A 12,113-nucleotide genomic window follows, 5' to 3' on the forward strand; every position below is an offset into this window, starting at 1 on the left:
TAAAATTAACACATTAATTTATTTACCAAAGACTTCAGAAGTTTAAATTGGTTTAACATTGTAAAAAGATTGTGCTAATTATAAATGGTGCTTTTAAAAATAGCATCTGTTAAAGTTAGAACGCTCGCGCCCGTGCCTGAGATAAATACCTATAGATAACTCGTGAGAACCATAGCTGTAGTTGCTTAAGGCTGTTAGCGAATAATCGAAGGCATACCCTATCCTTAATTTCTCGGTAGCAAAAAACTCTATCATACCCACCACCGCATTGGCCTTTTGCAATGATTGCTGTAAATTCGATTTATCCCAACTTGGTATAGCAGTGCGATAAGTGCTACCAATCCAAATACGCTCGCCCAGCAGCATAAATAAATTCAGATCCAGGCTGGTTGGGCCTGCCCTATCGTCTTTTATTAAAAATGATGGTTTTAACTTAACGCCCTCGTCGAGGGGGATCATTGCACCGGCGGTTAAATAATAATGTGGTTGCGGCACCGGCACCGATATGGTTGTAGATTTTAAACCTTTGGCAAAGTGAGCCACCATATTATCAGCAGAAAAGCCGGCAAACCAATCGTTATTAGTGTATAAAACTCCTAAGCGTGCATCGGGTAAGATAAAGCTCTGGCTGCCTACGGGCACGTATTCATCGCCCGGTTGCCCGGCATGAAGTTTCGAGCCATCTAACCCATTCTGTATAAAGCCTGCTCCTAAACCGAAGCTTAGTTTACTACTCTCGTTATCACCAATCTGTATTTTGTAAGCGTAGTTGCCATAAACTGCTAAACTACTTTGGGCACCTATCCGATCTTGCGATATCATCAAACCCAAGCCAACCCTTTCATCGGCAACTGCGGCATCAGCGGCCAGCGAAAATGTTTGAGGGGCACCATCGAGACCAGTCCACTGCGAACGATAAAAGCCACTCAGATAAACATCTTGCTTATAACCAGCGTAGGCAGGGTTGATATACAGGCCATTAAATACATACTGACTAAACTGCGCATCTTGCTGGGCTTTGGCGGTAAATGTTGTAAACAGACAAAATGCACCCATTAAGATTGTCGCCAACAGCTTCCATCTTTTAAACCTTATGTTATTTTTTCTTCCAGCCATTTCTATGTCTTACTTAGATCTTAGCAGTGTTACATATCCCTGATAACTATCCCACTCGCCTGACACATTTTTCACTTTAAGCACATAGAAATACGTACCTTCATTGAGCCCCTCGCCTGTCCAGTCGTTATGATAGCCCTTCTTCTGATACACGGCATTGCCCCAGCGGTTAACAATTACTATCTCGTTTTCAGGGAAATTCGATAGATCAGGTATCACAAACTCGTCGTTTTTACCATCTCCATTTGGTGTAAATACGTTGGGGATATCGAGGCCTTTAATCTCTTTGGTATCGGTTGATAGGTTATTGGCTAAGTTGGGGTCTATTTCGGCTGCCGTAACCTTGGCCTTGTTTATCACAATTCCCTTTTGGCGCGCCTTCGTCATAAAGGTAAGTTCGGCCATATCATTAGCGGCGAAACTGCTTATACTCCAGCTTAGTATCCTGGTATCGTTGTTATAATTGGGTATGCCTTTATCCCAACTCACTACTGATAAAAACTCGAGTCCTTTTGGCAGTGTATCGGTAACCATTACATTGCTCGAAGCGTAATTACTATTATTTTTCACCGTTAATTTATAGGCATAAGGCGCTCCGATAGTCACTATTTTATCTTCCGACTTCTTGACGATAGCCATATCGATTGGTGCAGGTTCTGTTAGTACCTGTACTTCTTCGGAGGCAGACGATGGACAAGCTACCGCGTTTAATGCCTCTACTTTATACTTACCGGCCTCGGTTGCCTTATAGTTAGGTGCATTAGCGCCGGTAATAGTATGCCCATCTTTATACCATTGGTAGCCAGACGCTCCGGGTGCTTCGCCATGTATAGTCACAGATTTACCAGGTGTCAGCGTAAATACCTTAGTTTGTGCCGAGGCTTGGCTATTAAGCAGCACAAAGCCTGCTACCACAAAAAGCGATAGCAGGCGTAAAAAAGATATGTTAAACCCTGGTTTCAAATAGGTGGAACAGGGTTACAGCTTAGTTAAAGCTAATTGTCGGCGTTGCCGGTGGATTTACCACAGTAATCTGCGAATCAGCAGACTCTTTGTAACAGCCAGTACTCAACACAAATGTTACTCGTAGTTTATATAAAATTGGCGTTCCGCTTGTTGCGGTATTCTCCGCTACATCGTAAGTTGGTTGAGTGCCTTGCGTGGTGGTGATTGCAGTGCCATTTCTGTACCATTGATAGTTATAGGTATAACCTGAAGGGAGCGGTGACTGTAACGCTAAAGTAACCGTGGTTTGGCTGCTTGAACAGATCGGGCCAGCTGTATTTAAACTTAAACTTAAATCTGGCAATACATATACTTTTTGTATGTTGCTAATAGCAGAAGAACAACCGGCTGCATTTATTACAACTAACTGATAATCATAATAGCCGGCATCCGTCGATTGGTCTTCGAAGCCATTATCACCATTAATACCTTCTTTAACTAATTGCTTTGTACCCGTGTTGTCAATTTTATACCATTCGTATTTATTGCCGGTAACATCTGTTGGACCGGTTAAAATTATTTTTGAACCGTAGCAATATACTTTACTAACATCAGAGGCTTGCGCTGGAGGTGTAGTTAAAGCATCTTTACTTGGTCCGGTAACTGTAACTACAGCCGCCGATGCAATTAATGACGCTGATGATAGCAGCACTGTAATTGCTAAATTTAAGAGTGTAAAGTGTTTTTTCATTCTTTGTTGTTTTAAAATTTTTATCGTGGTGTTATTGTTGGTGTTGGTGGAACTGTATTTGTAAGGTTGATGTAGGTTGTACACAATGGGGCAAAAATGATGTCATCCAGTGCGAAATCGTTTCCTCCGCCGGTAATATTCTGGTTGACGATGCTGATAGTTACTTTGGTATTGGATTTGGATTGCCAGGTAGTCGTAAAATTTATCCACTGCCCTAGGGTTGTCGTTGGAGAAATAGGAGTTTGATTTTGCAAGACATTATTAATAGAAAAAAGTAACTGAGCAGGATTATTAATACTTGCACTACTCACAGATGTACACCAAACGGAAAATATATAGGTTGTATTAGGCTTTACTACAAGATTCTTTTCAGACCAAATAATTTTGTTTTTAACATCAGCACCATTTACGATCATCATGTTACGATCATCCGTAGTATTATTGGTATGGTCAGCGAGGGATGTGAATTGATCATGAACTGCATTAGGATTTGTTCCTACGGTATATGCACCTTCAGGATATAAAGTGCCACTTCCGGCAGGTATTTTGTAAACGTAGTCGCTAATAAACGCGGGATTGGCAGCATTGAATCCTGTAAATGAACCATCTACTACTACATCATCGTGCATATTAGCGGTTTGCCAGGAGTAAATACCCGGTGATGAAACTGATATAGACTGAGTTGTTTCACCTGTGTTCCAAAGCCAGTAAGGTGCATCTGGATCAGCTGTTAACGTAGCGGGGAAAGTGCATGTATTTTGGGGTAAGGTCTCACCGCAATGTGCTGGAGTATATACTGCTGCATACTTATAATAGGCTAATCTTGTAGATGCATTAAAACCTATAACGTGATAATAAGCGTGCGGCATAAACGTCGGCGCGCCGAAAAAAAGCACAGCAACACATACTATGTTTAAATATGAATGGCATTTTAAGTAAGCCGCTCGCATGGGGTCGTTTATACGTATAATCGTCAATAGCAAATACAGGCCTTGTTACGTATAAAGCACATTAGAAGTTTAGTACTTTTAGGAAATTTTTAAACCTATAGAGAATGTGGATGCTATGTAACGAAATTTAAACATCCTGATTTTACAGATAAGCAAATTAGCCTGAAAATTACCTTTGGCGATCCTTACAGTATTTCCAGAATGCAGGTTAATGCTTCATGTTGTCATTTAGTATTCATAAATTACACCTGATATGAAAAACATCAAGATCGCTACATTTGCTCTCGCCCTGGCTTTAACCGGCTTATTTAGTGTACAAGTTTATGCGCAAACCGCAGAAGTTGCCATAGGAGGCGACGTAGCACAACCTTATAAATTAGACGCTGCAACATTTGCCACCCTGAAACAGGTGAGCGTAAAAGTTACTGCGAACGATGGCCGCGAGCACGAGTATACTGGTATTTCGTTATACGATATCTTAACCAAAGCTGAAGCCATACCTAACAAACAACTTCGCGGGAAATCATTAACCAAATATGCTCTAATTTCTGCCGCTGATGGCTATCAGGTAGTAATTGCCCTTCCCGAGATAGATCCTGCTTTTACAGACAAGGTGATCATCTTAGCCAACAAAGAAGATGGAGAAGATCTTGCTGCAAATTTTGGCCCCTATAGATTAATTGTGCCGGGTGATAAAAAGCCCGCTCGCAGCGCCATGCGCGTAGTAGCAATAGATGTGCTGACGGCAAAGAAACCTTAAATTTTAATGATTGTTAAAACGACGGTCGTTGATAAAATCTACGTCGGTAAGTGTTTTTAGAAAGGCGATGATTTGCGTTTGCTCTGTGGCGGAAATAGCGATTCCTGGCTGTTGGTTTTGAGTAAACACTTTATCCAGATTAGCATGTTTCTTCATGCCGGCATTATAATGCTGTAACACTTCTTTTAAGGAGTAAAATCGCCCATCGTGCATGTATGGGCCAGTTATTTCTATATTTCGCAACGTTGGTACTCTAAACTTACCGTTGTCGCTGCGTTGATGGGTAAGACTATCCCGGCCAATATCTATTGAAGTTTCTTCGAGTCCATTGTTTCGATAGCTGAGGTCAGTAAATAACGGCTCCGTATGGCACGAAGCGCATTTTTGCTTAAAGAACTCGTAACCCGCTTCTTCGTTTAAGGTGAAGCTTGCCCCTGCTTCATGTCGCATGTATCTATCGTATTTCGAATTGGCGGAAATGAGCATGGCCGTGAATTGAGACAAGGCATCGAGCACCATCTGCTGCGTGATCTTAGAGCTACCAAATACTTCTTTAAAACGAGATGGGTAAGAATTATCCTTCTGTAAGTTTAAAAGCAACTTATCAATGCTATTCCCCATTTCGCAGGGATTGGTTAAAGCATTTACCGGAACCAGTTGCATGGCATTGATGCGGCCATCCCACATATACTCTTTTTGCCAGGCGAGGTTAAATAAGGGCGGCGCATTACGACTGCCTTTACACCCCTTTATCCCTTTGCTTACCGCACTGCCTAGATTGGCAAAAGCTGCCGACGCCTGGTGGCAATTACCACATGCTACCGTACCATCTGCAGACAAACTGGGATCGTAGAACAACGCTTTGCCTAAAAGGAAACCTTTGGTTGTAATAGGATTATGCTTGAGATCGTAAGCCGGCACAGGGAAATTTGACGGCTGTTTAAAGCTTATGGAATCGGCTAAATTTGAACGCGAGACTTTAGGTGCATACTGAAATGCTGTAAGTGCGATAATGCAACCGATAGGGATAAAGAAAATTAAGAATTTAGCGCTCACTTGCATTGGGTATCACATATCAAACGTAAACATATTGATTTATACCAAACAACCCAAAGTAAAAAGCCCGGCTAACTGAGCAGCCGGGCTTAGAAGAGTTTTTGTTTACGATCTTTAGTTTACTTCCTGAATGTTTGAAAGCATTTTGCGGCGAGTGCGTAATACAATAACCTGATAAATTACTCCTGCTAAGAAAAGTACAAATGCAACCATCATTCCCATTTTTACCAAAGGATCATCTTGGCTCGCTGCCAACGGATGCGAGATCGGTAAACGTGTAAATGATTCATTAACTGCCGGTACGAAAGATAGAAATAAGGTAAATGACATAATGATTACCTGTACATAAATGGCCTTTTTGCCGAAGAATTTTATCGATTTAGCATAAACTCCTATTGGCAATAATAGCAGCACAATTATAGTAAGTGCATGCGCAGGGCCAAAATGCCCGGTGCGCATTATCGGGAAACCGGTAACACATGTTAACACAGTTAACCAAACATAATATTTACCCCATGTAGCCTTAGGGTCGATAGTGCCATATTTGGCCAGGGCAACAAAAGCTGCGATGATAGCGAGGATGCTAATAATGGTATGGATAATACCTAAGATAGAAAGATGATTTGGCATGGTTGTAAGTTTTAGTGATGAATTTGGTTTTCGAGTATAGCATGTATTACAAGCAATGTACCATAAATATAAATATTTAGTAATGAGCATATTATATAGTTTTCAGAAATTATAACTAACGATATATCGTCACATCGTACGGAATCAGTCCGAAATATCAATTTAGTGACAGAAGCAGATGAAAGTAGCAGGCTGTAAGTAACTAATCCAATTATCTGATATATTTACCGATTACAGCTAAACAGTATAACAAAAGAATATCAATGAGTAATTGGGTTAAAAATTATAGCGGAATGTTTTGGCTTATAGCCGGTATTGTAACAGGAAGCGTAGCCGGGGTAATATTTGGTAAACAAGCTGAGATATTAAAACCCGTAGGCGATATATTTTTAAATCTGCTTTTTGTAGCTGTAATTCCATTGGTATTCTTTGCTATATCCTCGGCCATTGCCAACCTACACGGCGCACAAAAGCTATCACGGATTATGGGTATTATGGCGGCTGTATTTGTGGGGACTGTAATTGTTGCTGCACTGCTAACCATCGTTTCCTTCTGGTTATTTCCTATCAACCAACATGTTGGCTCCGAAATAATGAACGTAGATGCCAACAAGCAAAAATTAACGGGCGACCAAATCACCCAGATCTTTACTACCGGCGAGTTCTACCAGCTCCTCTCCCGCAAAAACATGCTTGCTATGATCATATTTGCCATACTGGTTGGGTTTGGTACATTACACGCGGGGGAAGACGGTAAACCTTTTCGCCAGTTTTTAAACTCGGGTAACGAGGTTTTTAAGAAAGTTTTTGTGATTATCATGAAACCGGCTCCTATTGGCTTGGGCGCTTATTTTGCTTACCAGGTAGCCGTATTTGGCCCATCGTTATTTGGCACATATGCGCATACCCTGGGTATTGGTTATGGGGTGAGTTTATTTTATTACGCTGTATTTTATACACTTTATGCCTTTATTGCCGGCGGCATAACCGGCATTAGAAAGTATTGGAAAAATAACATTATACCATCTGCCACGGCCGTTGGTACTTGCAGCAGTATTGCCACTATCCCAGCCAATTTAGATGCTGCGAAGAAAATGGGTATTTCTGATGTTATTGCAGGCATTACTATTCCATTAGGTGGTACACTGCATAAGGACGGTTCGAGCGTATCTTCTATCTTAAAAATGGCCGTTGTATTTGCCATGTTTGGCAAAAGTTTTAACAGCCCCGAGGCAATTGGAATTGCGTTGGCTATGACGGTTTTGGTGAGCATGGTGGAAGGCGGTATACCTAACGGTGGATACGTAGGCGAAATGCTTTTTATATCAGCTTACGGTTTTCCACCTGAAGCTTTACCGCCGGCAATTATCATTGGTACGCTGATTGATCCTGTTGCAACGTTACTTAATGCCACCGGCGATACTGTCGCGGCTATGTTGGTTAACCGCTTTGTAGAAGGTAAAAACTGGCTAAAGGCAAGAGAATTAAATTTGGAGGAATGATTTCCATTAGCCACAACAAAAATAGCCGCGCAACTTAAAAGTTGAGCGGCTATTTTTGTTGTGGACTCTTTTATAATTTATCTCCGGTTTTTATCTCGTCGCTGGCGTGTAACAGGATATGGTCGTCGGCTTTCAGGCTACCAAAAACCTCTGTCGAATCGTGACTGGCTAAGCCTTCTTTCACCGTAATTGTAACAGCCTTGCCATCTCGCACGGCCACCACATATTCCTGCTCCGTCGAGCGCACAATGGAATTGTTAGGCACCAGTAAAGATTTAGCACCCGAGCGCATCGGAATCTTTACTTCGGCGTACATACCAGGTTTCAAATACTGTTTAGCGTTATCAACATCTATTTCGATTGCTTCCGAACGCATGCTTCCCAAAGCATTGGCCGAGCGGCTGATCCTGGCTGTATGTTCGTCACCCGGCATAGCGTTAAATACGAAAGTAACCGGTTTATTCAGGTCCACTTTGTCCACGTAGTCCTCAGGAATATAAACCTCCAAACGCATCTTACGAATATCTTGTAATACCAACATCGGCTGATCTGTGGCCTTGCCAGGTGCTACTAAGGCGCCCGGGGATACATTACGCTGCACAATCATGCCATCAAAAGGTGCGTAGATATTTAGGTATCCCTGCATAGTACGCACCGATGATACATTAGACCGCTCCGAATTTGCTATCGCGTCATCCGCCTTCATTCTGGCCAAAGCATTATCCAGCTCTAGCGGTGATACTGACCCTGGTTCGCGCGCTGCTTCTTTAAGGCGTTGATACTTTTCTTTGCTTGCAAGTGCGGTTTCCTGCGCCTGCAGATAACGTGAGTTGGCGGATTGGTATTGCGATTCCATCTCTGGCGCTTCGAGCGTGAGCAACAACTCTCCTTTCTTCACAATCGACCCCCTGTCTACAAAAAGCTGCTTCACAAAACCATTTACCTTTGGAAATAAGTTAACCTCATTAAAGGGCTTCAACTGACCGGGTAAACGTGCCGCTGTTGATAAGGCCTTTTCTGTCACCGTGCCAATTTCGTTTTTATTTGATTCTTTCTTGCTCTCGCCAGTCATATCAACCGGCTTTTGATTGCCTGAGCAGGCATATAAAATGGTGCTAACAATAGCAACCGCGAATAATTTATTGTATTTCATGATGATGTTAAGCATTAATAGGTTCTTCGGTTAAAGTTTCATCTTCCGGCATTAGTGCTAGTGAGGTGTAAGTTGTTTTATCCTGCACCCAGGCAAATACCAATGGTAAAATAAATAGAGCGGCTAACGTAGAAGCAAACAAGCCACCGATAACTGCACGGCCCAGCGGGGCAGACTGTTCGCCTGCCTCTCCCATTCCAGATGCCATTGGGATCATGCCCGCAATCATAGCCAAACTGGTCATTAGAATTGGTCTTAAACGTATTGATGCACTGGTTACAGCAGCACGCGTGGCGTTGCGATAATCCAAACGAAGGCTTTCTGCATTGGTAACAATCAGTATCGCGTTAGCTACCGAAACCCCGGTAGACATTATCATCCCCATATAAGATTGGAGATTCAGTGTCGAGCCTGTCAACAACAATGCTGTTAATGAACCTAAAATTACCGCAGGCACCGTTGATAGTACGGTTAATGATACTTTGAAAGATTGATAATTAGCTGCCAACAATAGGAAAATCACCAGGATTGCCAGCAATAAACCATTCTGTAAACTACTTAGCGTTTCCGTCAATAGAGTCGACATGCCACCAAGTGTTGCCAGCAAGCCCTTTGGCGGTGTACCTAACGAGTTTACTGCCTTTTGCACGTCGCTGGTGGCCTTGCCTAAATCCTGTTTGTAGATGTTAGCGCTTACGGTTAAGAATCTACGTGGGCCTGCCCTATCGTATTCACCCGGAACATACGTTGTTTTAAATTCGGCAATGTCGCCAAGTACCGGACTACTTTGTCCTTTTACCAAGGGGATCTCTTTAAGCTGATCCATATTATTCATCACATACTCCGGCACCTGTACTTGTACCTGATAAGTGTAAGCACCTTTTTCATCCAGCCATAAATTTTTATCCGTAAAACGGCTTGATGATGTACTGGCGGTAACGGAGCGGGCTATATCTTTCACATTTAAACCTAGTTGAGCAGCTTTCAATCTGTCTATTGTGATAGATACCACCGGAAATTTAAGCGGCTGTTGAATTTGAACATCGCGCAGGTATTTAATACCCTTTAATTTCGCCACTACTTTATTCGCATAACCTTCAATTTGCTTCATGTCCTTTCCGGCCACTTGTACTTCTATTGGCGAGGATGCTCCCTGACTCATGATTTTCTCGGTCATGTCAATCGGCTCAAAAGTGATCTGCAATTCGGGCAATTTATAATGGATATTCTTGCGTAGCGCATCTTTTAGCTCATCCATATTCACTTTGTACTTTTCGTCGAGGTTTACTTGTAAAACCGCCTCTTGCGTACCCGTGTTAAAAATGTACAAGTTACTGGTGCCATAGCTGCTTGGTATCAAACCAACATAGCCCGAGGTAATTTCTACATGGTGATCTACCGTTTCATCAATAACTTTCAATACTTGTTTAAACGCATCTTCGGTACGCTCTAAACGTGTACCATCTGGTTCTTTAATGCGAATTTGAAACTGCCCATTATTGATCTTCGGCATCATATCTTTACCAATAAAAACGAAACATGTTCCGGCAAGCACAATTACCAATACTAAATAGACCGGTACAATTATCCGTTTATTAGGCATCCATCGTTGTAATATATTCATAAAACGAAGCTTCACCTTTTCAAAAAAGTCATTTTGTTCGGGTTCGTTTTGTTCATGTTTCAGGTGATCGCTAACCTGCTTTTCTTCAATATCATTTAACGACTCGCCTGCGTGAGCATGTACTTCGCCATGGTGATAGTGCTGATAACGTTCGGCTTTAATAAGCCAGTTACTTAATATTGGAACTACTGTTTGCGCCAGGATGTAAGACACGATCATGGTTAGACCGATAGACAGCGACAGTGGCAAAAACATCGCTTTAGGTACGCCGCTCATCATAAATGATGGCGCAAATACAGCTAGTATACAAAGCAAAATCAACAATAGTGGAAACGAGATCTCTTCACAAGCATCATAAATTGCGCGTCGCTTGGTTTTACCCATTTCCAAATGCTGGTGAATATTTTCTATGGTTACCGTTGCCTGGTCGACGAGGATACCGATAGCCAACGCCAGTCCGCTCAGCGTCATGATATTGATGGTTTGCCCGAAAAGACTTAGCAACAACACACCAATCAGTATAGAAACCGGGATGGTTATTACTACAATTAAACTACTACGCCAATCGCGCAGAAATAATAATACCATTAAGCCGGTAAGCAATGCCCCGAGGCCACCCTCAGTCATTAAGCTTTTCACGGCATTAACCACGAATATTGACTGGTCAAATTCATAGCCGATTTTCACATCGTCGGGCAATAAGCTCTGCATTTCGGGCAGCTTGCTTTTTAGGGTTTGTACCACTGTCCAGGTAGAGGCATCGGCTGTCTTTACCACCGGAATATATACCGAACGTTTGCCGTTGATTAAAGCGTAATCCACTGTAACGTCCGTCGCATCGGCCACGCGGGCAATGTCTTTAATGAAGATCGGCACGCCGTTCTGCGTCTTAACCGGAATCTTGCCAAAATCGTCCGACTGCTTTATTAACGAGTTCATAGTGGTCAAAAACATCGTGTTATCCAGGCGGAGGTTACCGGACGGCGACATAACGTTGAATTTAGATAGTGCATCAACCACTTCGTCTGGCGTCAGATTATAGCTCCTCAATTTGTCGGGATCGACACTGACCGTTATAGAACGGGCATTGGAACCAAAAGGCGGAGGTGCCGAAAGACCGGGTATAGTAGCAAACATCGGCCTGATTTTGGTGGCTGCTAAGTCGTAAACGTCTTTTAAGCTACGTGTAGGGCTCGAGAATACCAACTGGCCAACCGGTAACGACGAAGCATCGAACCTGATTACCTGTGGAGGCAATGCTCCGGGCGGAAAGAAGCTCGTAGCGCGGTTTACCTGCAAAGCAACCTGCGCGGAAGCTTCAGCCATATTGGTGCTTTCATAAAAAGAAAGCTTAATGAGCGTTAGCCCCTGAATATTTTTACTGGTAATGCTTTTAATACCGTTTACGTACAAAAACTGATCTTGCAAACGCGTAGAAAAGAAACCCTCCATTTGTTGCGGCGACATACCGCCGTAAGATTCGATTACATATATGGTAGGCAGATTTAACTGCGGAAATATATCTATCGGTATATTGATTGCACTAAGCACTGCAAATATCAAAAGGCTCATGGTGATAACTACAGTAGTTATCGGCCTTTTTAATGCAGACGTGACCATTGACAT

The 12,113-nt window shown here is 42.5% G+C and carries 10 protein-coding genes; 2 read left to right on the forward strand and 8 right to left on the reverse strand.

Going from position 1 to position 12,113, the window contains the following annotated elements; all coding sequences use genetic code 11:
• Window positions 1-93 precede the first annotated feature (93 nt).
• From GSY63_RS22095 to GSY63_RS22110, 4 genes are read right to left on the reverse strand one after another with little or no spacing between them, the layout of a single operon-like run.
• On the reverse strand, window positions 94-1,116 hold the full coding sequence (locus GSY63_RS22095; RefSeq protein WP_243749298.1) for a PorP/SprF family type IX secretion system membrane protein: 1,023 nt from the start codon (window positions 1,114-1,116) through the stop codon (window positions 94-96).
• A 9-nt stretch (window positions 1,117-1,125) separates the two neighbouring features.
• Window positions 1,126-2,079: a T9SS type B sorting domain-containing protein gene (locus GSY63_RS22100; RefSeq protein WP_166588026.1), complete on the reverse strand. Its 954-nt coding sequence runs from the start codon at window positions 2,077-2,079 to the stop codon at window positions 1,126-1,128.
• A 22-nt stretch (window positions 2,080-2,101) separates the two neighbouring features.
• Entirely contained in the window at window positions 2,102-2,812 is a 711-nt protein-coding gene (locus GSY63_RS22105; protein WP_166588027.1) for a hypothetical protein, read from the reverse strand.
• 20 nt (window positions 2,813-2,832) lie between these two features.
• Window positions 2,833-3,762 carry a hypothetical protein gene (locus GSY63_RS22110; protein WP_166588028.1) on the reverse strand — a complete coding sequence of 310 codons (930 nt, stop codon included), beginning with the start codon at window positions 3,760-3,762 and terminating at the stop codon, window positions 2,833-2,835.
• Between the two features lie 253 nt (window positions 3,763-4,015).
• Between GSY63_RS22110 and GSY63_RS22115 the strand changes: the two genes are divergently transcribed.
• Window positions 4,016-4,522 (forward strand): molybdopterin-dependent oxidoreductase, encoded by a 507-nt coding sequence (locus tag GSY63_RS22115; RefSeq protein WP_166588029.1) that lies wholly within the window; start codon window positions 4,016-4,018, stop codon window positions 4,520-4,522.
• 3 nt (window positions 4,523-4,525) lie between these two features.
• On the opposite strand, the gene GSY63_RS22120 is transcribed toward GSY63_RS22115, so the two are convergent.
• Window positions 4,526-5,584: a cytochrome-c peroxidase gene (locus GSY63_RS22120; RefSeq protein ID WP_208094635.1), complete on the reverse strand. Its 1,059-nt coding sequence runs from the start codon at window positions 5,582-5,584 to the stop codon at window positions 4,526-4,528.
• A 108-nt stretch (window positions 5,585-5,692) separates the two neighbouring features.
• Window positions 5,693-6,208 (reverse strand): DUF2306 domain-containing protein, encoded by a 516-nt coding sequence (locus GSY63_RS22125; protein WP_166588031.1) that lies wholly within the window; start codon window positions 6,206-6,208, stop codon window positions 5,693-5,695.
• A gap of 263 nt (window positions 6,209-6,471) precedes the next feature.
• Here GSY63_RS22125 and GSY63_RS22130 point away from each other — a divergent pair, with 263 nt between their 5' ends.
• Window positions 6,472-7,710, forward strand: coding sequence for a dicarboxylate/amino acid:cation symporter (locus GSY63_RS22130; RefSeq protein ID WP_166588032.1), 1,239 nt, complete (start codon window positions 6,472-6,474; stop codon window positions 7,708-7,710).
• Between the two features lie 70 nt (window positions 7,711-7,780).
• Here the strand turns inward: GSY63_RS22130 and GSY63_RS22135 are convergent, their stop codons facing one another.
• On the reverse strand, window positions 7,781-8,863 hold the full coding sequence (locus GSY63_RS22135; RefSeq protein ID WP_243749299.1) for an efflux RND transporter periplasmic adaptor subunit: 1,083 nt from the start codon (window positions 8,861-8,863) through the stop codon (window positions 7,781-7,783).
• A 7-nt stretch (window positions 8,864-8,870) separates the two neighbouring features.
• Window positions 8,871-12,113 (reverse strand): efflux RND transporter permease subunit, encoded by a 3,243-nt coding sequence (locus GSY63_RS22140; protein WP_208094636.1) that lies wholly within the window; start codon window positions 12,111-12,113, stop codon window positions 8,871-8,873.

Source organism: Mucilaginibacter agri (assembly GCF_009928685.1).
Classification (GTDB): Bacteria; Bacteroidota; Bacteroidia; order Sphingobacteriales; family Sphingobacteriaceae; genus Mucilaginibacter; species Mucilaginibacter agri.